This window comes from Providencia sp. PROV201 (assembly GCF_028479545.1).
In the GTDB taxonomy this organism is placed as follows: Bacteria; Pseudomonadota; Gammaproteobacteria; order Enterobacterales; family Enterobacteriaceae; genus Providencia; species Providencia huaxiensis.
In genome coordinates, this window is record NZ_JAMPNW010000003.1 from 208011 (window position 1) to 232846 (window position 24836).

The 24836-nt window shown below is 42.5% G+C and carries 18 protein-coding genes and 1 pseudogene; 11 read left to right on the forward strand and 8 right to left on the reverse strand.

Going from position 1 to position 24836, the window contains the following annotated elements:
- The first annotated feature begins 206 nt into the window (after nt 1-206).
- The 5 genes from pepA (at nt 207) to PR809_RS04275 (ending at nt 8474) form a co-directional block, all read left to right on the forward strand.
- On the forward strand, nt 207-1718 hold the full coding sequence (gene pepA / locus PR809_RS04250) for a leucyl aminopeptidase (RefSeq protein ID WP_102138169.1): 1512 nt from the start codon (nt 207-209) through the stop codon (nt 1716-1718).
- A 349-nt stretch (nt 1719-2067) separates the two neighbouring features.
- Nucleotides 2068-2517, forward strand: coding sequence for a DNA polymerase III subunit chi (locus PR809_RS04255; RefSeq protein ID WP_102138261.1), 450 nt, complete (start codon nt 2068-2070; stop codon nt 2515-2517).
- Nucleotides 2518-2554: 37 nt separating this feature from the next.
- The gene (locus tag PR809_RS04260; protein ID WP_206276058.1) at nt 2555-5425 is read left to right on the forward strand and encodes a valine--tRNA ligase; all 2871 of its coding nucleotides are present in this window, start codon (nt 2555-2557) and stop codon (nt 5423-5425) included.
- 158 nt (nt 5426-5583) lie between these two features.
- On the forward strand, nt 5584-6078 hold the full coding sequence (locus PR809_RS04265; protein WP_102138171.1) for a GNAT family N-acetyltransferase: 495 nt from the start codon (nt 5584-5586) through the stop codon (nt 6076-6078).
- Between the two features lie 539 nt (nt 6079-6617).
- Nucleotides 6618-8474, forward strand: a complete 1857-nt coding sequence (locus PR809_RS04275; RefSeq protein ID WP_206276051.1) for a glycerophosphodiester phosphodiesterase family protein — start codon at nt 6618-6620, stop codon at nt 8472-8474.
- Nucleotides 8475-8511: 37 nt separating this feature from the next.
- Here PR809_RS04275 and PR809_RS04280 read toward each other — a convergent pair whose 3' ends face one another.
- The 3 genes and pseudogenes from PR809_RS04280 to PR809_RS04290 form a co-directional block, all read right to left on the reverse strand.
- Nucleotides 8512-9222, reverse strand: coding sequence for an MgtC/SapB family protein (locus PR809_RS04280; RefSeq protein ID WP_181489922.1), 711 nt, complete (start codon nt 9220-9222; stop codon nt 8512-8514).
- 147 nt (nt 9223-9369) lie between these two features.
- Nucleotides 9370-10493, reverse strand: a pseudogene (locus PR809_RS04285) (MFS transporter); the annotation flags it as partial.
- 10 nt (nt 10494-10503) lie between these two features.
- The gene (locus PR809_RS04290) at nt 10504-11325 is read right to left on the reverse strand and encodes an MBL fold metallo-hydrolase (protein ID WP_102138174.1); all 822 of its coding nucleotides are present in this window, start codon (nt 11323-11325) and stop codon (nt 10504-10506) included.
- Nucleotides 11326-11627: 302 nt separating this feature from the next.
- On the opposite strand from PR809_RS04290, the gene PR809_RS04295 reads away from it, so the two are divergent.
- On the forward strand, nt 11628-13808 hold the full coding sequence (locus tag PR809_RS04295) for an extracellular solute-binding protein (RefSeq protein ID WP_102138175.1): 2181 nt from the start codon (nt 11628-11630) through the stop codon (nt 13806-13808).
- Nucleotides 13809-13845: 37 nt separating this feature from the next.
- Here the strand turns inward: PR809_RS04295 and PR809_RS04300 are convergent, their stop codons facing one another.
- Nucleotides 13846-14895: a UDP-glucose--hexose-1-phosphate uridylyltransferase gene (locus PR809_RS04300; protein WP_102138176.1), complete on the reverse strand. Its 1050-nt coding sequence runs from the start codon at nt 14893-14895 to the stop codon at nt 13846-13848.
- Between the two features lie 8 nt (nt 14896-14903).
- Nucleotides 14904-15944 (reverse strand): UDP-glucose 4-epimerase GalE, encoded by a 1041-nt coding sequence (gene galE / locus PR809_RS04305; protein WP_102138177.1) that lies wholly within the window; start codon nt 15942-15944, stop codon nt 14904-14906.
- Between the two features lie 384 nt (nt 15945-16328).
- On the opposite strand from galE, the gene PR809_RS04310 reads away from it, so the two are divergent.
- Nucleotides 16329-17897 carry a hypothetical protein gene (locus tag PR809_RS04310; protein WP_206276052.1) on the forward strand — a complete coding sequence of 523 codons (1569 nt, stop codon included), beginning with the start codon at nt 16329-16331 and terminating at the stop codon, nt 17895-17897.
- A 246-nt stretch (nt 17898-18143) separates the two neighbouring features.
- On the opposite strand, the gene rraB is transcribed toward PR809_RS04310, so the two are convergent.
- A complete protein-coding gene (rraB, locus tag PR809_RS04315) occupies nt 18144-18557 on the reverse strand; it encodes a ribonuclease E inhibitor RraB (protein WP_004907524.1) in 414 nt (137 codons plus the stop codon).
- A gap of 169 nt (nt 18558-18726) precedes the next feature.
- Between rraB and argF the strand changes: the two genes are divergently transcribed.
- Nucleotides 18727-19752 (forward strand): ornithine carbamoyltransferase, encoded by a 1026-nt coding sequence (argF, locus tag PR809_RS04320; protein WP_102138179.1) that lies wholly within the window; start codon nt 18727-18729, stop codon nt 19750-19752.
- Nucleotides 19753-19799: 47 nt separating this feature from the next.
- Here argF and phnX read toward each other — a convergent pair whose 3' ends face one another.
- Together phnX and phnW are read right to left on the reverse strand one after the other, a co-directional pair.
- Complete coding sequence (phnX, locus tag PR809_RS04325; RefSeq protein WP_206276053.1) at nt 19800-20609, reverse strand: phosphonoacetaldehyde hydrolase; 810 nt, start codon at nt 20607-20609, stop codon at nt 19800-19802.
- A 9-nt stretch (nt 20610-20618) separates the two neighbouring features.
- Nucleotides 20619-21722: a 2-aminoethylphosphonate--pyruvate transaminase gene (phnW, locus tag PR809_RS04330; protein ID WP_102138181.1), complete on the reverse strand. Its 1104-nt coding sequence runs from the start codon at nt 21720-21722 to the stop codon at nt 20619-20621.
- A 138-nt stretch (nt 21723-21860) separates the two neighbouring features.
- On the opposite strand from phnW, the gene phnR reads away from it, so the two are divergent.
- The 3 genes from phnR to phnT all read left to right on the forward strand — a co-directional run bounded on the left by phnR (nt 21861) and on the right by phnT (nt 24836).
- Complete coding sequence (gene phnR / locus PR809_RS04335) at nt 21861-22580, forward strand: phosphonate utilization transcriptional regulator PhnR (RefSeq protein ID WP_102138182.1); 720 nt, start codon at nt 21861-21863, stop codon at nt 22578-22580.
- A gap of 126 nt (nt 22581-22706) precedes the next feature.
- Nucleotides 22707-23720: a 2-aminoethylphosphonate ABC transporter substrate-binding protein gene (locus tag PR809_RS04340; RefSeq protein ID WP_102138183.1), complete on the forward strand. Its 1014-nt coding sequence runs from the start codon at nt 22707-22709 to the stop codon at nt 23718-23720.
- 6 nt (nt 23721-23726) lie between these two features.
- On the forward strand, nt 23727-24836 hold the full coding sequence (phnT, locus tag PR809_RS04345) for a 2-aminoethylphosphonate ABC transport system ATP-binding subunit PhnT (RefSeq protein WP_206276054.1): 1110 nt from the start codon (nt 23727-23729) through the stop codon (nt 24834-24836).

A 24836-nucleotide genomic window follows, 5' to 3' on the forward strand; every position in this document is an offset into this window, starting at 1 on the left:
AAATATCAGAACATGCTTAATATTCGAGAAACCAGATATACCCGCCATACTTCATGGTGTATCGCAATTAACAGCATACAACGTGAGCTATTTCGCGTATAGATGGTTAGTTTAACATAAAGAGTTCATTCTCTATGAGGTAGATCATGCGAAACGCTAATTTTAGCGGGAGCATCGGCCTTTGTCTTTAAGATTCAGGAGAACGCATGGAGTTTAGTGTAAAAAGTGGTAGCCCGGAAAAACAACGCAGTGCGTGTATTGTTGTCGGAGTCTTTGAACCACGCCGTCTGTCCCCAATTGCTGAACAGCTGGACAAAATAAGTGACGGATATATCAGCGCCCTGCTGCGCCGCGGCGAACTTGAGGGTAAAGTGGGGCAATCCCTGCTACTCCATCATGTACCCAACGTTCTGTCTGAACGCATTCTACTTATCGGCTGTGGTAAAGAACGCGAATTAGATGAGCGCCAATTTAAACAAATTATTCAGAAAACAATCAGTACGTTGAATGAAACGGGCTCAATGGAAGCCGTCTGTTTCTTAACTGAATTACATGTCAAAGGCCGCAATAACTACTGGAAAGTTCGTCAAGCTGTCGAAACAGCGAAAGAATCGCTGTATGTGTTTGATCAACTGAAAAGTAATAAAACAGAACATCGCCGCCCACTGCGTAAACTGGTATTCAATGTACCAACACGCCGTGAATTAACCAGTGGTGAGCGTGCTATTTCTCACGGATTAGCTATTGCATCTGGGGTTAAAGCAGCGAAAGATTTAAGTAATATGCCGCCAAACATCTGTAATGCAGGTTATTTAGCGTCCCAAGCACGTCAATTAGCAGATATTTCAGACAGCAAACTCACCACTCGAGTCATTGGTGAAGAGCAAATGAAAGAGTTAGGAATGAACGCCTATCTCGCGGTGGGTCAAGGTTCACAAAATGAATCGCTAATGTCCATCATGGAATATAAAGGCAGTTCAGACCCTGAAAGTAAGCCAATCGTTTTACTTGGTAAAGGTCTAACCTTTGACTCTGGCGGTATTTCAATCAAGCCATCCGAAGGCATGGATGAAATGAAATACGATATGTGTGGTGCCGCAAGTGTATATGGCGTCATGCGTTTTATCACTGAGTTGCAACTGCCAATCAACGTGATTGGGGTATTAGCTGGCTGTGAAAACATGCCAGGCGGTCGCGCTTATCGTCCGGGTGACATCCTAACGACGATGTCAGGGCAAACCGTTGAAGTCCTCAATACCGATGCCGAAGGCCGTTTAGTTCTGTGTGATGCTCTCACCTATATTGAACGTTTTGAGCCTGAGCTGGTTATCGATATCGCAACCTTAACAGGGGCTTGCGTGATTGCATTAGGTAGCCACTACACCGGTTTGATGTCAAACCATAACCCACTGGCTCACGAACTGTTAAATGCATCTGAGCAAGCGGGTGACCGTGCATGGCGTTTACCATTAGCCGATGAATATTTTGACCAAATCACACCGAACTTTGCGGATTTAGCCAATACAGGTGGTCGTCCTGCGGGGGCTATCACTGCAGGCTGTTTCCTATCTCGCTTTGCCACGAAATATAACTGGGCACACCTTGATATCGCAGGGACTGCTTGGCGTTCTGGCGCAGCGAAAGGGGCTACTGGTCGCCCTGTTTCTATGCTCGCACAGTTCTTATTGAACCGTGCCGGCCTTAATGGTGATGATTAATCCCATTTAGTGATTTAGCTGTATATCACTCGTAAAAATATCCCGATGAGCAATAGCGATTCGGGATATTATTTTTTGGTTTTTGATGTCCCAAGAAAGCCATTTTGAGCCAGCTATAAAAAAGGTTATAATTCAGCATAGAAATAATCTGGCTTTCAGTCACCAAAAGAACATAACCAACAACCCTGCAAATTGAAGGGCAGCTATTTACGCTATACCCTAAATAATTCAGTTTGTAGGTAGGCGGCAAGCGGTTGAGACCTTGGGAGCATACAAAAGTATGTGACTAAGGTGAAAACGTGTAGCCAACACCCCTACAGATTGAAGTATGACGGGTATAGACGGGTATATGAAAAAAGCAATATTCTATCAACTTGAACTTCCCTCGCCGTCATCAGAACTCGATGGCCACGAATTGTTAGCTTGTGAGCTTGCGGCTCAGCTATGGCGCAGTGGAAAACGCGTTTTGATTGCTTGCGAAACACAACAACAAGCTGAAAAGATTGATGAAGCCCTGTGGCAACGCGACCCGCACCAGTTTGTCCCGCATAATCTGGCAGGTGAAGGGCCACGTTATGGTGCTCCGATTGAAATTTGTTGGCCAGCTAAACGGGGAAATACTCCTCGTGATGTTCTGATTAATTTACAAAATCAATTCGCAGATTTTGCCACGGCTTTCCATGAAGTGGTAGACTTCGTACCTATTGATGAAACTTTAAAACAGTTGGCGCGTGAACGGTATAAAACTTACCGTAGCGTCGGCTTCAATTTGACTATGGCGGCGCCGCCAACTTACTGAATACAAAAAGACAATGGAAAAGAAACCAGATAGCCCAATGAATGAGCCTTCGCTCGATAAAACGTATAACCCCGCTGAGATTGAGCAATCTCTGTATGCTCACTGGGAGAAAAGCGGTTATTTTAAACCTAATGGGGATACCACCCAAGACAGCTTCTGCGTCGTCATTCCACCACCGAATGTCACTGGTAGCCTGCACATGGGTCACGCCTTCCAGCAAACCATCATGGATACCATGATCCGCTACCAACGTATGCAAGGTAAAAACACCTTATGGCAAACGGGGACAGACCATGCGGGTATCGCAACTCAGATGGTCGTTGAGCGTAAAATCGCAGCAGAAGAAGGTAAAAACCGCCACGACTACGGCCGCGATGCATTCATTGACAAAATCTGGGAATGGAAAGCGGAATCTGGCGGTACCATTTCACAACAAATGCGTCGTTTAGGCGACTCTGTTGATTGGGAACGTGAACGTTTCACTATGGATGAAGGCTTATCTAAAGCCGTTAAAGAAGCGTTCGTTCGCCTTTACAAAGAAAACTTAATTTATCGTGGTAAACGCTTAGTTAACTGGGACCCGAAACTGCACACGGCAATTTCTGACTTAGAAGTTGAAAACCGTGAAGTTAAAGGCTCTATGTGGCACCTGCGTTATCCATTAGCTGATGGCGCAAAAACCGCTGAAGGCAAAGACTATTTAGTGGTCGCAACTACCCGCCCTGAAACCATGTTAGGGGATACCGGTGTCGCAGTTAACCCGGAAGATCCACGCTATAAAGATTTAATTGGCAAAGAAATTATTCTGCCAATTATCAATCGCCGTATTCCAATTGTGGGTGACGAACACGCCGACATGGAAAAAGGCACCGGTTGTGTGAAAATCACCCCTGCTCATGACTTTAATGACTATGAAGTCGGTAAACGCCATCAGTTAACCATGATTAACATGATGGACTTAGACGGTAACGTCCGTAATGAAGCGGAAGTTTTCGATACTAACGGTAACCCATCTACCGCATATAGCTGTGAAATCCCAGAAGCTTACCGCGGTATGGAACGTTTTGCGGCTCGTAAAGCTATCGTGGCAGAGTTCGAACAACTTGGCCTGTTAGTTGAAGTTAAACCGCATGACTTAACTGTGCCTTACGGTGACCGTGGCGGCGTGGTTATTGAACCAATGCTGACCGACCAATGGTATGTACGTACCGAACCTTTAGCGCGTGATGCCATTAAAGCTGTTGAAGATGGCCGTATTCAATTCGTTCCACGCCAATATGAAAACATGTATTTCTCTTGGATGCGTGATATTCAAGACTGGTGTATTTCTCGCCAACTGTGGTGGGGTCATCGCATCCCTGCATGGTATGACGAAAAAGGCAATGTCTATGTGGGTCGCGATGAAGACGAAGTTCGTCGTGAAAACAATCTAAGTGCGGATATCGCTCTGCGCCAAGATGATGACGTACTGGATACCTGGTTCTCTTCCGGTCTGTGGACATTCTCTACCCTAGGCTGGCCAGAAAATACCGATGCACTGAAAACTTTCCATCCAACCGATGTATTGGTCAGTGGTTTCGATATTATTTTCTTCTGGATCGCCCGTATGATCATGATGACCATGCATTTCATCAAAGATGAAAACGGTGAGCCACAAGTGCCATTTAAAACCGTCTACATGACAGGCCTGATCCGTGACGAAGAAGGCCAAAAAATGTCGAAATCCAAAGGGAACGTTATCGACCCACTGGATATGATTGACGGTATTTCTCTGGAAGACTTACTTGAAAAACGTACTGGCAACATGATGCAGCCACAACTGGCTGAGAAAATTGCTAAACGTACCCGTAAAGAGTATCCAGAAGGGATCGAAGCCCACGGTACTGATGCTCTGCGCTTTACTTTAGCAGCACTCGCATCAACAGGCCGTGATATTAACTGGGATATGAAACGTCTGTCAGGCTACCGTAACTTCTGTAATAAATTATGGAATGCGAGCCGTTTCGTTCTGATGAATACGGAAGGCCAAGACTGCGGTCAAAACGGTGGCGAAATGAGCTTCTCATTGGCTGACCGCTGGATCATGGCGCAATTTAATCAGACCGTGAAAGCTTACCGTGAAGCGTTAGATACTCACCGTTATGATATCGCAGCGGGTATTTTATATGATTTCACATGGAATGAATTCTGTGACTGGTACTTAGAGCTGTCTAAGCCTGCTGTTCATAAAGGTAACGAAGCGCAAGTCCGTGCAGCGCGTTTCACCCTGATTGAAGTGCTAGAAGGTTTACTGCGCCTTGCTCACCCAATCATTCCATTTATCACTGAAACTATCTGGCAGCGTGTGAAAGTGGTTAAAGGCATTGATGCCGATACCATTATGTTGCAAGCGTTCCCTGAGTTCGATGCGGCTAAAGTGGATGAACTTGCGCTGAGCGACCTTGAGTGGATCAAAGAAGCCATTATTGCTGTCCGTAATATTCGTGCGGAAATGAACATTTCTCCAGGTAAGCCACTGGATGTGATGCTGCGTGGTGCTTCTGCTGATGCGAAACGTCGTATCGAAGAAAACCAAAGCTTTATCAAATCAATGGCACGTTTAGAAAGCATCCGCGTACTGGCTGATGGTGAAGAAGCACCGGTTTCCGTCACTAAACTCGTTGGCGGTGCAGAGCTGCTGATCCCAATGGCTGGCTTAGTCGATAAAGACGCAGAACTGGCTCGTTTAGATAAAGAGCTGGAAAAAGTGGTGAAAGAAATCGAAACCATTGAAAGCAAATTAGCTAACGAAGGTTTTGTGAGCCGCGCGCCTGCTGCCGTTGTTGAAAAAGAGCGTGAACGCTTAACTGCTAATATTGAAGCAAAAGCTAAAATTGAAGCGCAAAAAGTGACTATCGCCTCTTTATAATTATTAAGTAATTCATCATTTTTAAGCCCTTATCGATTCGTTGATAAGGGCTTTTTATTCGAGTATCATCAAACGACTGCGTTCGCAGTTCTCAGATTGAAGTTCCCTTCTGGTTCTCTCTACACTGAGTTGTACACAATAATAATCAAGAGTTTCACATGACAACACAAAACTACAAAATTCGTCTTATCGAACAACAAGATAACGCAGGCATTGCCGCAGTGATCCGCGAAGTTTCTGCTGAACATGGCTTAACCGCAGACAAAGGATTTGCCGTTGCAGACCCTATCTTAGATACCTTATTTGAAGTTTATAGCAAACCGCGCAGTGCTTACTGGGTGGTGGAAATGGATGGCGAAATTGTTGGCGGTGGCGGTGTTTCGCAAGTCGCAGGTGGTGATAGCCAAACAGCTGAGCTACAAAAAATGTACCTATCTTCTGTACTCAGAGGCAAAGGCCTAGCGAAGCAAATCGTACAAATGTCACTGGCGTTTGCTAAACAACAGGGCTATACCCGCTGCTATTTAGAGACAACCAAAGAGCTCCAAGCGGCCATTAAGCTGTATGAAAAATTAGGTTTTGAATTTATTGATGAGCCACTGGGTAATACTGGCCATAGTGACTGTGAAATTCGCATGTTGAAAGCGCTATAGCTTTGCTATAAGTAAAATAGCGCCTCGAGAAGAGATGGCTTTAAGTTGGGCCTCCTACGATAAGGGGGCTATATTCTTTATTAATCCCCGAGCAGTTCCATTTGTTGGCCGAGTTCCTGATCGACTTTATCCTGATACCATAATAACGCCTGATGACCGTTTCATTATCCCCTACTGTATCAGTAAAATACTCCCTACCCCCAAAATGGTTATTCATTGTCTTCAAATCAGTGCTAATAAATACCACTAAATACGCTTAAGGTTAGAGGAATTCTAACCAAGCTCGATACCATATAAACCAACTTTGCTGATTTATATCCCTCCACAATTTGTGTATTTCTTTTGGAAATAGCCAATAACTAAACTCAATAATAATGTGAGACACGTCACTTAACTAAAATTTTCCCCTTCCCCGCGACCAATGCGGCTGGTTGTTCAGTTTTTCCATGCTGTACTGAATAGACCAAATATCTGGGATAGTGATCTATCGATTTATCTCAATCATTTAATTGTTCAATACCTAATAATTAAGGAACAGAATGAATCTGCAATTCGCTAATTTCAAAAAAAACACATTGCTCTTACTCAGCACAGCCGTATTGACTTTAATTCCTATTACAGCAAATGCAACATGCCCTACAGGGCAAGAACAATATGACCGTTTAGATTTCATAGGTAAAGATGACACCGTTGTTTCAGTGGATCATAGGGGAGATATGAATGGCAAAGTTCCCGAAAATAGTCTGCTAGCGTTCCAAGGTTCATACAAGAAATGCAGGCACGCGATAGAAACGGATGTCAGACTTTCTAGTGACGGGGCTCTAATGGTTTTTCATGATGCTAATATTGGTCGTGTATTGGAAATGGGTTACAACCCTGAAACAAATAGCGGCCCGAATCCCCCTATATCAAGTCTTACTCAACGTGAAATTCAATCAAAACAAATGCATTCTGTTAACTGGGATGCGACGAATCAATATGTACCAACGGTTGAAGAAGTTATCACAGATTACATAGCAAACAATGGTCAATCTCTTTTTTATTTTGATATTAAAGATGAAAAAGCAATTATTATGGTTGCGAAAGCGATTTCTGAAGAAGCTAAAACACATCCTGATGTTCTAAAGCGATTTATTGTCAAATTTGGTATGGAGCATGTGCCAACTTATGAAAAGTGGCAAGAACTGCTTATAAAGGAAGGCGCGAACTCCGCCGTTATGGCAAACCCTTATATTAGTCCCTGGGGAGCGGAAAAAATCAATAAAATGGATATACCTAACCCTCCAGGTGAACAATATGAGGACAATACCAGTCGAGCGGTTGCTTCTTGGGCTCGGCAACCCGCTAAATTGGTGCCAAATGTTGAGGTTGTGATTAAAAACTCAGATGATTTTATTACAACTACGAAGCGTCTTTCAGATCAAGGTATGTATGAAAAGCCAACTAGCTTAGAAAGTGATAACACTTTTAAAGGCTCAATGGCTCGAATGATCTCAATTATTAAAAGCAAACAAAAAGCACTAGGGTTATTTGTGCCCAATCCAGATTTCATTCAATGGAAAAGAGACAAAGTTACTCAAGGAGTAACCATTAAGAGCACTACGGATGGTCGGCAGTTAAATATTGAAAGTGCCTATATTCTTAATACTGGTAACTGTTGTTACACAATGGAAGAGCGATTAGGTCCTAACGAACAAAAAGATATCCGCATGAACCTAGCATGGGCCAGAAGTATTGGTGCAAATGTAATTACGGTTGATGACCCTGACTCCGTTGATACTTATTACAAAATGCAAGGCGAGTTGGATAAAGTCGCGATTCCAGTTACTGTAAAACCGTCAAAAGAGATGAACTCCGTCCTTTCTCGTCAACTTAATTTGCTAGACAATTTTCCAAAAGAAAACAGCATATTTATCAAGCCCTGGTTAGGTGAAGCAGCATGGGGCTGGGGAGGTGTAGTCTGTCTTTGGGATAACTTTGATGGCGATCATTATGCTTGGACCTATCGGTGCGATTATTCCAATGCGACAGCTGATGGTTATCATAAAGTATTTCATACAAAAGTGATTGAAAAGCATAAGTATTCTTCAGAAGCAGGCGCTGCTATTCAAATTTTTAATGAAAACTCAGAATACTGCCTAACCGTAGATAGAGATGCAAGAAGGCGACTGCTGTGGGAAAAAGGCTGTAAAACCGCGGAAGAGCAATCTCTATTTATTTTCGATAGAAACCATTTAATTCCTATTCAGTATTATCACTCAGAAACTGGGCGACAAATGGTTAGAAATATGAACGAAGGCATGTATGGGACTGATATGTATGGCTCTTTGGCAACTGGTAATTATGTAGAAGATGACACATGGGGACTGTGGGGGATATATAACAGTAGTAATTGATAGTAATATTAGGCCAGATAATTTGTCTGGCCTAATATTAATGCTCTAAAGTCACCGCCTGCACATGTGGGAGTTGTTTGAGTGCTATGTAAAACTCAGTTAACGTCATTTTTTGCCTGACATTCACTCTCAAGTTAACTTCAACACGCTCCTTTTTTAAATCCCGAATATTTAGACTGTCTATTATATTTTTGTTCGATTTCAGGTAGTCAATCATTAACTGCAAGCCATCCTCATCATTGAACAACATTCGGATATTTAATTTACCAAGTTTTTTGCTCTTTGCTTGATAGAGCAAGACTTGTGGGCTAATCCATATTGCAACAAAAAATAAGACCGTCACTGCGATAGCATGAATATAAAAACCATTTCCTGACGCTATACCAATCCCAGCTGAAGCCCACACAATTGCAGCGGTTGTTAAGCCTGAGATGGCATCATCGCTGCGGTGCATGATGACCCCTGCACCTAAAAAGCCAATTCCACTAATAATCTGCGCCGCTAGCCTCATGGGATCGCTACGTATATTGTCGGATATCCCTGCGTAGTATTCAGCGGATTGTATTGACACAATCGTTAACAGGCAGCTAGCAACAGAAATGATAACACATGTGGTAAAACCAACCGGTTTACCTTTTGCTTCCCTTTCTAAACCAAGGAGGCCGCCTAAGACAAAGGCGACCATCAACTTGATTAATGTAGGAGGGAAGCTGCTTAACTGCTCATAAATATAGGTTAAGCCTTCCATTTACCTCTCTCCTCACTCCATTTATTTCTCAACAACAGCATCCACATTGTGATTATCTTGCTGCGTTGTTTTCTTTTTTGAAACATCATCTTTAAAGAAAATAAGGAAGAAGACTAATACAACGGCTGCAACTACTGTTGGGTAGTGCCAATAGGTAACCCATTGAGGCAGTGACGCGGCTCCTGTCTCTGTGACTGTATTGTTGAAAATATAACCACAGACAGTTGAAGCAAATAATAAGCCTGCACCATTAGAGACGATAAAGCGGATCCCTTGAGCCTGAGCTCGGATTTCTGGGCGCGCCTTTTTATCAACATAGATGTCGCCTGCAGTAAAGAAAAAGTCCCAACACAAACCTTGCAGTAACAGGCCGATGATAATGAACATCGTGCCAGTATCCATTGCTGCATAAGAGAAAAGGATTGTTCGGATAATCCAAGAGCCAATACCTAATGCTAATGTAATTTTAAACCCGAATTTTAACAGCACGAATGACAGCACAAACATGAAGACGATTTCACAGGCCACGCCAATCTGCATCATAGATGCTGCGTTATCGAACCCAAGCGCCTTAATGAATACCGGAATATAAGCGGAATAGGCTGTTTTTGGGATCATGAGCACAAAGATGCTAAACATGAGAATTGCGAAATAGCGGTCTTTAAATAAAGAAAGTGCGTCAAGACATAGAATATCCCTAGGCTTAAATGGTTGGTCTTTAGCTTTCGGAGGAGTGTCCGGCAGTGTTAAACAGTATAGCGCTAGCACAACACCTGCACCCGCAGCAATATACCAAGTCATGGTACTACCAGAGAAGCCCATTTCACCCATGAGAATCCCACAACCATGAAACCGAAATTTCCAAACACTCGGATAACCGGGAACATTTTCACGCCGTTAATGTGCGAGAAAGTAATACTATTGGAGAGTGCTGTGGTAGGGTAAAACAGCAAACCGACGATAAAGATCAGTAACAAGGTCATTCCAACATTCTGTGTTTCCACAAATTGAGGCACCGTTAGCAACACACCTGCATTGATAATGTGAAGTACAGCCATAACCTTTTGTGATGAAAAGAATCTATCCGCAATCATTCCGATGAAGAGTGGTGACATGATAGTCGCCAGTCCCAGTAAAGCATAAGCATTACCAATGATGTTAGCCATTCCATAAGAACTCAATACCAGTCCCATCGTCATATTCCATGCGCCTTGCATGAAATATTGGACAAACATCATAATCAACAGCCTGGAAGTTATATTCACGCTCATAGTGATCTCCTTAGTTTGCTTCAACCGTGAGGCCGTCAGAAGCAACTAAAATGTTATGTTCAGCGCAAATACTTTCCAGATTTTCATGTAATAAACGCGCGCTGTGTGAGATATGGGAAACCAATGTTTTTGTCTTCGAGTGTATACAGCCTTGATCTTCCAGCTTCTGTTTGGCTGCAAACACGGTTTCCAAACTCATGTGATTGTCCGTTCTATCATCACCATTCAAGCCATAGGTACATTCTAAAACAACGATATCCAACGGCTTATCGACAAGCCAATTCCAAGTCAATTCAGGGAACCAACCGGAGTCATGTCCGTAAAAAATACTCTTTCCACCTTTCTCTACATGATACACAAAACAATATTCCCACTTTGCATGATTAGCCAGCAAGGGGGTGATTTTATAGCCATTATGCTCAACGGTTTCATAGGGAACCATACAATGAAAGCCGAAGCGTTCTTTGCTGTAACCAGGTAAAACACTGATAGAGCCATTAATTGCTCTGTCGTTACCAAAAATGTGCAAAGGGTGACATATTTCGTAGCCATAACCTTCCATACGGCTATATAAATCGCCAACATTAAAGTGGTCAGGGTGAGTATGCGTAAAAAGAAGCGTTTCAATATCAGTCGCATCACGACCATCTCGCAATAACTGATGACTGAACGTCGGAGACATATCTACTAGCATAACATCATCAATGATAGCGGATGACTGGGTTCGAATATCTTTTCCGCCTAGCCGGCGTGCCTCTAAACAATGTTCACATCGACAAAATGGATTTGGGATACCTTCGGAAGCAGCTGTACCTAAAAAATGGATTTTCATAGTGAATTCCTTTTATTTGTAATTATCATGCTTATCTGCATTTGATACGTATCAATATATATAATTTAAGATAATCACAAAGCTTTTATAGTGAATTAAGTGATCATGTTCAAAGTAAAATTCACTAATACCAAAAATATCAATGCAATAAGTCAAAGTTAATTAGATGTAAGAGAATTGAATTCATTATGTTCTTAGTCATACAATAAGTCCTATATGATGATACGAATCAATTTCATTTATCTTTATATAACCTCAAATTAAGGTATTATTATTGACAGTCAATTTGGAGGGGATAATCAATGGCAACGATGAGGGATATTTGTAGGATTGCTGGTGTTTCGCACGGCACAGTCTCTAATGTGTTAAATGGGCGTGGTAACGTCAGCGTAGAGAAAATGGAAGCTGTGTTAAATGCAGCCAAAGAACTGGGCTATAGCGTTAACACACAAGCTCAATTACTCAGAGCAAATACAAATATTAAGATTGCTATTGTACTCCCCCACCTAACATCAGAAAAATACACTGTACTATTCAACTCTATTCGCCAAACAATCGAAGAGTGTTCAGATTTGCCATTTGATATCTTCCTGACTGATGACCTCAAATCTAAAGAATTGAAAGTACTGCAAAAAATCGCCTCCGGTGGATATAAAAGTGTTATCTCTGTTAGTTGTCTTGATGATGCTGCTATTTATTTTGATACGCTTCAAATTGCCCCTGAAAATGTGACTTTTGTCTATCGAAAACCCCAAAATGCTAAAATCCATTTTGGCCTTGACTACGTTCAGGCAGCTGAAGCCATCGCAAATCAGATAGCAAAAAACTCATATAAAAGAATTGGAGTTTTTGCCGAGGCCTCACATCATTTGAATAGTGAGGAGTTTGTGCGGGAAGTACGGCTATCATTACAAAAATACGTGCCGAATATCGAAATTGTTGTGTGCTACTCAAGCGACCTCGAATCCTACAATACCGCATTTGATTTTTTCGCAAATAACCAAAAGTTAGATGCAATCATTACGCAAGATCTCGAAAGAACTCGATATATCACTCAGGCTAGTTATTTCGGAAGCTCGAGAGCTGCGCCCCGTATTTTTTCATTAACTGGCAGCACACCGCCAATGGTTAATGGAATATATTGCTCCCCGATTAATTACGCCCAATTAGGTCAAGATGTTGCTATTCGCTTATTTCAAAATGAGGGGCAAAAGCTAGAACAGGAACCGCAAATCTCCAACCCTTGTAGCCGTGTTTACACCAGTGAGGTTAGAGATGGTGAACGTCTTCGAATTGATACGCTTAATTTACTAACGATCCCCAGTCCTTCAACCGACGCATTACAAAAGCTGCTTCCTAACTTTTTCGCCCAAACAGGAGTCCACGTTAATATCTCTGTTCGCCCCTTTGGTGAGATATTCAACATCCTTAATACGATAGAAGAACATGCTTTTTACGATTTATTACGCGTTGATGTCGCTTTCTTTCCTTGGTTTGCAGAAAAGACACTCGTTCCACTTAGTGCGATAGGTAATGGATTAACAGACTTGCAATCAAAGTACACAGAACAAAAGCAAAACCGATTCTGTTTGGTTAATGGCACAGCCTATGCAATGCCGTTGGATGCAAGTGTACAACTTATGTTTTACAGAAAAGACCTATTCGAAGACCCAATTACAAAACGCATGTACTTTGAATCGACAGGCAAAGAGCTGAAAGTTCCTTCTACTTTTGAAGAATACGACAAAATAAGCCATTTTTTCTATACTCATCGAGAAGCAGGCAACGAAAATAAACCTTATGGCTCCTCTTCGACAACAGGCAGTGCTGGAATAATCTCATCAGAGTACCTGCTACGCTATTATGCCGCAGGTGGACGCTTGTTTGACACCAGTACAGAACCAAGTTTAAGCCCTTTGATTGCTGAGAAAGTGCTTACTGACTACATGAACCAACTCTCCTACACAGACCGGATTAACAGTGAGTGGTGGGGAGAATCGATAAAACGGTTTGAGTCAGGAGGCCTTGCGATGAATATCGCGTATATGAATTTATTTAATGATGTAGCTCATAGCCCCATGTCCAATAACATTGGATTCGCCCCAGTGCCTGGAGGAAAGCCTCAAATTGGCGGTGGGGTTTTAGGTATGTCACGTTGTAGTAAAAAGACAGAATTAGTCGAGCATTTTTACCGCTGGCTATACTCTGACGTCATTCAGGATCATATACTGATGCTTGGTGGGAATACTATTCAGCGTAATTATATTTACATGCAAGAGGTTAGGCAGCGTTATCCTTGGCTTTCGCTTTCATATAATGAAATTAGGACGGGAGTCCGTGAATCCACAATGCCTAATGGAGAAGCATTTAATCTTCGTCAGGCTGAAAATATCATTGGCCGTGGGGTCATTGATGCTTTAGATGGGTTAATGACCATTCAGGAAACCATTCAGAAGATAAATCTAGGGTTAAAAAATCTTTAAAAATACAGGCCACAGCCTCTCGAGGCCGTGGTCTTGTTTAATTTTTATAATGTATATCACTAACGGCTCTTAGCTTCTCTGCAGCCTGTTCTGGAGTCAAATCTCGTTGCGTTTCAGCCAACATTTCATAGCCTACCATAAATTTTCGTACTGAAGATGAACGTAGTAATGGCGGATAAAATTGGGCGTGTAACTGCCAATGGTTAATGCTCTGGCCATCCTTGAAGAAAGGTGCAAAGTGCCATCCCATCGAGTAAGGGAAAGATGTTTTGAACAGGTTGTCATAGCGTGAAGTGAGCTTTTTTAATGCAAGTGCGAGGTCACCCTGCATCTCTTCCGTTAATTCATTCATGCGATGAACAATTGATTTTGGCATCAATATTGTTTCAAATGGCCAAGCCGCCCAATATGGAACCACCGCAATCCAATGCTCCGTTTCTACCACCGTGCGTTTTCCGTCACTCATTTCAAAAGCAGCGTAGTCCAAAAGAAGATTGGAGCCATTTTCCTTATAGTAACGCTGTAGGTTTTCATCTTTTCGCTTTATTTCGTTAGGAAGAAAATCAGAGGCCCAAATCTGCCCGTGAGGGTGAGGTTGTGAGCACCCCATCATTTCACCTTTGTTTTCAAACGCTTGAACCCACAAATACTCCTCCCCAAGTTCAGAAAGCTGTTCGTTCCATGTTTTCACGACGTCTTTAATTTGTGAAACACTCAGTTCTGGCAATGTTTTACTGTGATCTGGAGAAAAGCATATCACTCGACTAAGACCTCGCACAGCTTGAGTGCGGAGCAAACGAGTTATATTTTCAGGCTGCGCAGAACCTTGTGGTGTTAAGGCAGAAAAGTCATTTTGGAAAACAAAAGTTCCTTTGTAGTCTGGGTTTATCTCACCTGAGACTCTTTTATTTGTTGGGCATAAAAAACACTTTTCATCATATTCAGGCTGTTTTGTTGCCTCAGGAGCCTCATCCATGCCATTCCACGGTCTTTTAGCTCGGTGAGGTGACACAAGCACCCACTGGTCAGTTAGCGGGTTATACCGGCGATGTGGCACCTCTGTTGGGTCGAATTTGGGTAAACTCATGTTGGACCTCATTTATTAATATTTGAATCGTTGTAGCCTTCCGGGTTATTGCTTTGCCAACGCCAAGCATCATCAGCCATATCCTGAATGTTTCGTGTTGCCTTCCAGTGGAGTTCACGTTGGGCTTTCTCCGGTGTTGACCAATACTCTGCAATATCACCTTGACGACGGGCTTTAAATTCGTGAGCAATGGGCTTGCCACAAGCAACCTCAAATGCATGAAGCATTTCTAAAACACTGGTACCTTTGCCCGTTCCCAAATTATAAACATGTAGCCCAGGCTGCTTGCTCACCACATCCAGTGCTGCAACATGTCCATCCGCCAGATCCATAACGTGGATATAATCCCGAACGCCAGTACCATCAATCGTGGGGTAGTCATCACCAAAAATTGAAAGGATAGGACGCTTACCAACAGCGACTTGAGTAATATAAGGGGTAAGATTATTGGGGATCCCTGACGGGTCTTCCCCCATCTCGCCAGACGAGTGTGCCCCGACGGGGTTAAAATAACGTAACAGGGTTATTGACCACTCAGGCGCTGAACTCTGCAAGTCCGTTAAAATACGTTCAACCATGTGCTTGCTCGTTCCGTAAGGGCTGGTCGTTGCCCCCGTACTGAAGGTTTCGTCTATAGGTACAGTGTCAGGCTCACCGTAAACAGTGGCAGACGAACTGAAAATGATGCTGTGAATGCCATGTTCTTGCATTACTTTAAGCAATACAAGCGTGCCATTGACGTTTACATCATAGTAACTAAGTGGCTTTTCAACAGACTCGCCCACTGCCTTTAAACCTGCAAAATGAATAACAGATTGAATATTATGTGCTTTAAAGATACAGCGAAGCATACTTGCTTCTCTTATATCCCCTTCGAAAAATACAGGACGGACACCTGTCAGTTTTTCAATTCGGTTTAACACTTCTATATTCGAATTTATTAGATTATCGAGTATCACAGGGATATAACCCGCTTTAATGAGTTCGACACAAGTATGACTTCCGATATAGCCCATTCCCCCTGAGACTAAAATTTCTACTTTTTCCATATTGACCTCGCTGAATCGATTTTATCAATCATACGATTTGAACGTATCAATTCCATGCGTTGGTGTTAAAAATTGAACAGAGATCACAATACATATCCAAAATTAATTTTAATTACGAATTGCCAATAGGGTTCTTTGATTGTTTTTACATGGCAGGCTTTAACTTAATTATTGCAGTCGCTGTTATGTTTATTTTTGCTTTTCTAAAGTTATACGTTCCAATTCCGAGGTGCTGAAATTGCTCTCTTGTGTTTTGCATCTACACTTTCTATTAGCGAACGGAACTATTTGATATTTTAAGTTTTATAATAATATCAACCACAGTAATCACTAAAAAAACAAACGGACTTGACCATCCAAATTATGAACCTTAAGGCGTCCAACATGGCAAACATAGTTAAGTTAATGAAGTCATTGTTTTATATGACATTAATGCTCTTTATTTATGGATTACCAGTGCATGCAAATGAGATGAAGGAAACAGAATCATGGGTAAGCTGGGGGGAGCAATCCATCAGTCTAGGTAGCCCTCCAATTTATAGCTTTAAAGCCAAAAGTGATGTAAAAGTGAGAAATAACAAAAGGCCTCTATTGGTAGACGTCTATCTACATAATATGAAATACCAAGGGCCCAATTACGACCAGACACGAGTCCGAGTAACCGCATCAGCTAAACACGTGATTTCTGGAAAATTGATGCGACAAGAATCAAATGAAGTATTTGGAAAAATCAAAGAATTTAAAACTCGATTTGAGTTCCCTGCTATCCGCTCAGGGGATTACGAAATCGAAATTGAAATGATAAAAATTGAATACCTCGATGATAACTATCCTGTCTGGTCCTTCGTAATTAAAGGAGCTGATAGCCGAAAAGGAACTTCATTCATAGCAGGACAAGCTGCCTATGAAGCTAATCGAATTCATTTAGCGGCATCAGATGTACAAAAGACTAAAAAGGCAGGTCAATACGTTTTCGGTCAAAGAAAAGATCATACAGATTATTATGAGGTTCCTGTCATTCTCGGGTCGGACAGTTATACAGTTAGACTGACCGGTAGCCTTCTGATGATCCCTAAACTCATTGATAGAGTTCGCTATGTATACCCGCATCTGCTAGGAGATATGCATAAGGGTAAGTCTGAGCGCTGTGAATACAACGCTTACGCTACCGTAGATTATCAGCATCAAAACGCTGAAATCTATACGCCGTATGAAGCCTGGCAAGAACTTGATGGCCCTTTAGTGGCACTAAATGCCAATTTCTTTGATATCCGCAAGCAAGCTGCGCAAACCAACTGGAAGATGAATCGGTGTTCATCTCCAATGGGTATGTATTATGACAATGTAACAAAAGGGCCAACTCAAGGTACTCATAATTCTCCAAATAAATATCTCGCGGGCTTGCCTTATTTTATAAACCCTAACAACTATAAATCTATCAAACTCGATACAATGCTTTGGCTCGATGATGTTTATTCACATCGCATGCTGATCCATGCAGACTCACTGGAAGCAAAAAATGTCGAACAACAGATGAAAGAGTTAGACCGTGATGGATTCAAATATATTGCTGTTTCCGGTGTGGGGATTAACGACCGAATAGAGGATCCTTCTATTACCCCATCATATGCAGAAAGAGGGTTGGGTAGAGTGGCGATGAGTTTTAATGAAGATGAAAATCTGATTTATATCTATCAAGGAGGAGACGTAGATGATGGCCTAGACCGTCGTGAGCTATATGGCCTGTTCAAAGCATTACATGTAGATAATGCAATTGAGTTCTCTGGTGGCCCATACGCTGCTATCGCAATCAAAGATGATAGTTTCACTGTTTATGGTGGAATAAGAACAAAATCTTCTTGTCCTGATAACCGTGTATGGTGTTCAGCACCTACAAACGAAAATGGGAAACCTGGCGCAACACCTGCATGGTTAGGCATTTCAAACCGTTAATTTCCGCTCAACCCGAAGAAATGGCACTGTATTCGCTATGCTATTTCTTCACCAACGGCTAAACCGACGATACGAGCTACCCACCCGTAGCTCGCTACAAAATAGACGTTCTAGGTCATATCAAACCAATCAAACTGAGGTACCGTAGAGTTAACCACTATCTCCTTAAGGAATGGTTTAATGCAGACAACAAAAAAGGATAGTTTTTAGCTATCCTTTTAAGTAATTATATGATGTGACTAATAATTAGTGTACGCGATCTTCAGGGTCGATATCGTCACCGTCTTCGTCGTCATACTCTGCATCTGGGTCTTCAAAATACGTGCCCCAACCATCATAGTTGATGCCCATTTTCTCAGCCAGTTTCATTAATTGCTCGACCTGTGCGTCAATCAGTTCTGCATTTAATGCACTTTCACTAATCACATCACAGCACATCAGGGTTTCACCCGTCTCAATTTCGAGCTCTTCCGCATCCGTGACTTCATAGCCTAGTTTAAAAGCTTCAACAGCCGCTTTTTCTAACAGCGCAAAGTTGTCCGCAGAGAAATGATGCTCAATCGCATACAATGCATCAGGATCGCTGCCATCTTCCAGTAATTCTTCGATAATTAAGCGAGTTTCTTCGTACTGCGCATCGAGTTCAGCTTTATCTACCATATCCACACCCCTTTTGTTTCTTTGTCGCTCATCTTTCTTTGCGCCATTCTCCCATACGGTTGACAGTGAAACCATATATTTAAAGATAATTTCTTTTACACTGGGGGTTGATTTTGAATTTTTATGAATATAAATTGAATATTAATTCAAAACAAAAAGGCTGCCAATTATGAATCCCCTATATAATAAACCTTTTCTAAGGTTACTTGATTTTACTTCTAGCGAAATTCATTCACTTTTAAAACTCTCTTCTTGGTTAAAATCAGAAAAAAAAGCGGGCACAGAACAGCCCCTCCTTTCAGGTAAAAACTTTGCCCTTATTTTTGAAAAAGATTCAACACGGACACGCTGTGCATTTGAAGTTGGCGCATTTGACCAAGGTGCTAGAGTCACGTATTTAGGGCCTTCCGGTAGCCAAATTGGCCATAAAGAAACCATGAAAGATACCGCTCGAGTCTTGGGCAGGATGTATGACGGTATTCAATACCGTGGATTCGCCCAAAACACAGTAGAACTCTTAGCCGCGCACTCGGGAGTGCCTGTATGGAATGGACTAACTAACGAATTCCATCCCACACAGTTATTAGCCGACCTGCTGACCATCCAAGAACACCGACCAAATACGCCATTCTCAGACATTAAATTTGCCTATTTAGGTGATGCGCGTAACAACATGGGTAATTCGATGCTAGAAGCCGCTGCACTCACAGGTTTAGATTTACGCCTTGTTGCGCCAAAAAGTTGCTGGCCAGATGAAGACTTAGTGAAAACTTGCCAAGCACTGGCTCAAAAAACGGGGGCAAAAATCACACTCACAGAAGATGTCGCCGAAGGTGTAAAAGATGCTGATTTTATTTATACCGACGTGTGGGTATCGATGGGCGAAGCCAAAGAAGTATGGGCACAGCGCATTAATTTATTGAAGCCATATCAAGTGAATATGGATGTAATCAAGCTTACTGGTAACCCGAATGTGAAGTTCTTACATTGCTTACCTGCATTTCATAATGAAGACACCACATTAGGTGCTCAATTGGCTAAAGAATTCAATATGTTTGGCGGTTTAGAAGTCACGGAAGAAGTCTTTGAATCACCTTATAGCATTGTCTTTGACCAAGCAGAAAACCGCTTACACACCATCAAAGCGGTAATGGTGGCGACATTAGCGCCAGAGCTTCCTATTAATATTTTTTAATATTTATCCCCCTCAACTCAATCAAATGAGTTGAGGGTAACCTATCATTATGGACGTTCACCTTTTGCCAAACGCTCATTGATACAATCAATAACTGATGGTAAATCAGCCAAAGTATCAATCACATAATGAGCACCAGCGGCATACAATTTCTCTGCAGCTTGCTGTTTCAATAAATTCACCGCATCAATCGACATCCCTTGATATTCTTCCCATGTTTTACCGAATTCATTACCCGAAACCGATAGCCCGATGCTCCACATCCCAGCATTGCGCCCTTCCTCAATACCAGGAACAGCATCATCCACTTTGATACAAGCAGAGACGGACCCCACGCCTAACTCAATGACATTCTGTAAAGCCATCCAAGGCCCCGGACGCCCACCAGCAAGTAGGTCATCACTCGCGACCCAGTAGTCGGGTTGGTAACCCAACGCCTTTGCTGCAGGAACTAATTTTTCCATCACGGCACGGGGGTAACCTGAACAAGAGCCAATCTTAATATTTTGGCTGCGTAATGTATTGATTGTGTCGACAACGCCAGCGATTGGTGCTGCAAAATCGACAACCTTAGCAATTTGCAATGGCATAAAGGCCGCATAGATTTTATCAATGTCCTCACTGTTCATTGAACGACCAAATTTTGCTGTCCACAACGTATCAACTTCTGGTAATTTTCCTAATGCTTCAATATGTTGCCATTTACCCAGCCCCATAGGAATGCGCGCTTGAGCCAGTGTGATATCCATATCAAACACCCCTTTAAACGCTTCAATAAAAATTTGAGTGGGTGCAAAAGAACCAAAATCTACAGTGGTTCCCGCCCAATCAAGAATAACGGCTTCAATACGGTTCATTTCTTTTCCTTATATTTCCCAGTAAATGGCTTTTTCTATTGCTACCAGCAATGCATCAATGTCTTTTTCATAAACTTCACCAATGTTTCCAATGCGAAAACAGTCGCTTTGCGAGACCTTGCCCGGATAAATGACAAAGCCTTGTGATTTTAAATTTTGATAAAATTGCTTAAATTGGTAATCAGGCGAATTTGGTGAGTAAAATGCGGTGATAATCGGCGAATGGAGGCTATCTTCTAACAGTGTGGTAAAACCTAATTTACGCATACCAGACACCAACTTGTATTGATTCCCCTGATAACGTTGAAAGCGAGCTGCCACCCCGCCTTCTTGAGCTAACTCCTTGAGCGCTTGGGCAAACGCTAATACGGTATGAGTTGGAGAAGTAAATCGCCATTTACCTTGAAAATCTTCCATACAACGCCACTGCGCATATAAATCTAGCGATAATGAACGAGAGCGCCCCTTACAACGTTCAAGCGCTTCGGTACGGGCGATAACAAAAGCAAACCCCGGAACCCCTTGAATACATTTATTTGCTGAACTAATTAAAAAATCAATGTTAAGCTCAGCAATATCCATGGGAACCCCGCCAAAACTACTCATTGCATCCACGATATAGCGTTTTTGATATTGCTTCGCTAATTTCGCGACTTTTTCTATCGGGTTTAAAATCCCTGTCGTGGTTTCACAGTGCACCATCGCAATATGCGTGATCGGGTTATCCTGTTGTAATATCTGCTCAATCTGCTGTAGATCAGGCAGAGACACTTCACCACAATCATAAATACAATGGGAAATTCCTAAACCTTGAACCATTTCTGCCATTCGAGCACCATAGGCGCCATTACTGATAATTAAGATTTTTTCTTTAGGGCCAATTGCACTGCCTAGAACAGCTTCAACCGCATAACTCCCACTTCCCTGCAGTAACACCGACGAATACCCTTTTTTGTCGGTTGCCAGTGCGACTAACTGTTGGCGGATGTTTTGGACAACACCTAAATTGTAATCATCATCCCATGTACAGCTATCAAACAGCATGGCTTCCTTCACCGTTTTAGACGTCGTAAGCGGCCCCGGTGTTAATAGCAAATAATTGTTGTTTGTCATTCAATTCACCTTTGGTCTATACCAGATTGCTATTATAATGATCGTAGCCCGCCCAAAAGGTCAAAGGAAAAGTGCGTGTGAAACAAAAAATTCATATAACTATGTATAATATGGCGGAAACAATAATAGGAAATAACCATGAAATTATCCGCGGATGAAACCCCACAATACCTGCTTATCAAAGCCCAATTACAGGAAAGGATTCAAAATGGCGAGCTAAAATGTGGTGATAAACTCCCTTCAGAACGCGAACTTTGTGCTATTTTCAATACCACACGCATCACTATTCGCGAAAGTTTGGCACAGTTAGAGTCCAGTGGGGCAATTTACCGCTCTGAGCGCCGCGGTTGGTTTGTCACACCTGAGCGTCTTTGGTTGGATCCAACCCAAAATACCAATTTCCATAAACTTTGCCTCGAACAAGGTCGCCAACCAAAAACAGTTTTATTGGATGGAAAAGTTATTACCGTTCCTCTCGAGGCTATGGATCCGTTAAAACTTCAATCATTTGAACAAATTTATTTACTCACCCGCCTACGTTTTGCTGATGACAGGCCCGTTTGTTACTGTGAAAACCATTGCTTACCTGCTCGCGTTCCCGAGCTATTGCGCCATGACCTCAATGGCAGCCTGACGGAGGTATACCAAACTCATTTCAATTTAATTTATACCAGTATGCATTTGTCTTTCTACCCAACGGCAATGCCGGCTCAAGCTGCGCAAGCACTGGGCGTTACGGTTGGTCGTCCAGCCCTATTGTTGCAGCGTTTAAACTATGACCAACATGGGCGAATTTTAGATTATGATGTTGAATATTGGCGCCATGATAGTTTGCGCATCGAAGTCGATACTTTGTAAGCATTTTTGCTTATAAAAATAATTTTAGCTATTTAGCTGTATTTCATCTTTTTGTCATATAAACCCGTTAGCGTAAAAAGCATCTGGTATATACCAGAATTCATTTTACCTTAACAGGAGAAAACCATGAAACGCACCTATTTAGCAGGCCTATTAATGGCAGCCTTTTGCTCTACCTCTGTTTTTGCCGCTGATGTTGTTACTGTTTACTCCGCTGATGGGCTGCACGATGGCAACAACAGCTGGTATAAAAATCAGTTTGAGGCATTCACCAAGCAAACAGGTATCAAAGTACAGTATGTTGAAAGTGGTTCAGGGGCGATAGTTGAAAGGCTCTCTAAAGAGCGTACCAATCCACAAGCGGATGTACTCATCACTGTTCCGCCATTTATCCAACGTGCAGCAAAAAACCAATTATTAGCTGAATTTATCCCCGAAGCTGCGGCTAATATTCCTAATTCAAACCACTATTACACACCGTTGGTCAATAACTACCTGACCTTTATCTATAATGCCAAACTACTTAAATCCCCACCTGAAAACTGGAGCGCCTTACTCGATCCCCGCTTTAAAAATAAACTGCAATATTCAACCCCGGGACAAGCTGGGGACGGTACCGCAGTAATGCTACAAGTTTTCCACAGTTTTAATGGTAAAGACGCAGGGTTTGATTACCTCGGCAAATTGCAGGCTAATAACGTTGGCCCATCAGCTTCCACCGGTAAGCTCACCGCACTTGTCAATAAAGGGGAGCTTTATGTCGCTAATGGCGACTTGCAAATGAATTTATCCCAAATGGCACGTAACCCTAATGTCCAAATTTTTTGGCCTAAAGATGCCAACGGGGAGCGTAGTACGCTGGTTTTACCCTATGTTATCGGCCTAGTTAACAACGCCCCCGAAACAGAAAATGGTAAAAAACTGATTAATTTCCTTTTGGATAAACCCTCACAAAGCCGTGTCAGTGAGCTTTCATGGGGCATGCCTGTTCGTTCCGATATCACCCCATCCGATAAACAATATCATACGGCTCTTCAGATGTTAGAAGGCGTGAAAACTTGGCAACCTAATTGGGATGAAGTTGAAGTTTCCCTATCCGATGATATTTCACGTTGGCAAAAAGTCACTGACGGTGAGTAACTTAAGATGTTGATGAAACGAAAAGTCACTACAGTAATGCAGCAAACCGAACACTCAGGGATCACATTAGAGTCTTTGCGTGTCTCCTATCATAATAATGTCGTGCTTAAGCCCCTAGACTTAACCATCGAACCCGGGGAAATATTGGTGTTGATTGGCCCATCAGGTTCAGGGAAAACCACGGTACTGCGTGCTATTGCAGGGTTTGCACAACCTGATAGTGGGCGCATTTTACTCGGTGATACGGATATCACCCACCTTCCCCCGTACCAACGCGGGCTTGGTATGGTCGTGCAAAACTACGCACTCTTTCCCCATATGAAAGTGGAAGAGAATGTCGCATTTGGCTTGCGAGCACAAAAACAACCCAAAGCACTGATTAATGAACGAGTCGTTGAAGCCCTTAAAATTGTTGGAATGACGGATTACGCAACTCGCTATCCACATCAACTTTCTGGGGGGCAGCAACAGCGTGTTGCGATTGCTAGAGCGATTGCCGTAAGGCCGAGAGTTTTGTTACTCGACGAGCCGCTTTCCGCACTAGATGCGCAAATTCGTCATAATATGGTCGAAGAAATCGCCCGTTTACACCGCGAACTGCCTGAATTGACCATCCTTTATGTCACTCATGACCAAACTGAAGCACTCGCACTTGGTGATAAGATTGGCATCATGAAAGAGGGCTATTTAGTCGCACATGGTGAGAAAAATGCCTTATATCACCGCCCGCCCAACCGCTTTGCGGCTGAGTTTTTAGGCCGAGCCAATATTCTAGCCGCTACCGCGCTTGGTTTTTCAACAAGCCCCGGGAAAGTGAATGTCAGTTGTGGTGGAACATTGCTGGAAGCCCATACATTAGGTATGAGAGCGGGTACACACAAATGGGTGTGCATCCGCCCGCAACACCTCACTCTATTGCCAAATACCAATACCACTAATCAGCTACAAGCCACATTAACGTCTATTCGCTGGCAGGGGGATTTAACCCATTTAATTTGTGATGTTGCCGGGGAAACCGTGAGTGTTGCCGTTACCCATTTGGCCTCACCACCTGCAGTAGGCAATAAACTCACTTTATGGTTTTCACCTGCGGATACCGTTTTAATTGAGGAATAA

Bases quoted from the DNA above. Each gene is read 5' to 3' on its own strand.
- pepA (WP_102138169.1), top strand. From the start codon at position 207: ATGGAGTTTAGTGTAAAAAGTGGTAGCCCGGAAAAACAACGCAGTGCG.
- PR809_RS04255 (WP_102138261.1), top strand. From the start codon at position 2,068: ATGAAAAAAGCAATATTCTATCAACTTGAACTTCCCTCGCCGTCATCA.
- PR809_RS04260 (WP_206276058.1), top strand. From the start codon at position 2,555: ATGAATGAGCCTTCGCTCGATAAAACGTATAACCCCGCTGAGATTGAG.
- PR809_RS04265 (WP_102138171.1), top strand. From the start codon at position 5,584: ATGACAACACAAAACTACAAAATTCGTCTTATCGAACAACAAGATAAC.
- PR809_RS04275 (WP_206276051.1), top strand. From the start codon at position 6,618: ATGAATCTGCAATTCGCTAATTTCAAAAAAAACACATTGCTCTTACTC.
- PR809_RS04280 (WP_181489922.1), bottom strand. From the start codon at position 9,222: ATGGAAGGCTTAACCTATATTTATGAGCAGTTAAGCAGCTTCCCTCCT.
- PR809_RS04290 (WP_102138174.1), bottom strand. From the start codon at position 11,325: ATGAAAATCCATTTTTTAGGTACAGCTGCTTCCGAAGGTATCCCAAAT.
- PR809_RS04295 (WP_102138175.1), top strand. From the start codon at position 11,628: ATGGCAACGATGAGGGATATTTGTAGGATTGCTGGTGTTTCGCACGGC.
- PR809_RS04300 (WP_102138176.1), bottom strand. From the start codon at position 14,895: ATGAGTTTACCCAAATTCGACCCAACAGAGGTGCCACATCGCCGGTAT.
- galE (WP_102138177.1), bottom strand. From the start codon at position 15,944: ATGGAAAAAGTAGAAATTTTAGTCTCAGGGGGAATGGGCTATATCGGA.
- PR809_RS04310 (WP_206276052.1), top strand. From the start codon at position 16,329: ATGGCAAACATAGTTAAGTTAATGAAGTCATTGTTTTATATGACATTA.
- rraB (WP_004907524.1), bottom strand. From the start codon at position 18,557: ATGGTAGATAAAGCTGAACTCGATGCGCAGTACGAAGAAACTCGCTTA.
- argF (WP_102138179.1), top strand. From the start codon at position 18,727: ATGAATCCCCTATATAATAAACCTTTTCTAAGGTTACTTGATTTTACT.
- phnX (WP_206276053.1), bottom strand. From the start codon at position 20,609: ATGAACCGTATTGAAGCCGTTATTCTTGATTGGGCGGGAACCACTGTA.
- phnW (WP_102138181.1), bottom strand. From the start codon at position 21,722: ATGACAAACAACAATTATTTGCTATTAACACCGGGGCCGCTTACGACG.
- phnR (WP_102138182.1), top strand. From the start codon at position 21,861: ATGAAATTATCCGCGGATGAAACCCCACAATACCTGCTTATCAAAGCC.
- PR809_RS04340 (WP_102138183.1), top strand. From the start codon at position 22,707: ATGAAACGCACCTATTTAGCAGGCCTATTAATGGCAGCCTTTTGCTCT.
- phnT (WP_206276054.1), top strand. From the start codon at position 23,727: ATGTTGATGAAACGAAAAGTCACTACAGTAATGCAGCAAACCGAACAC.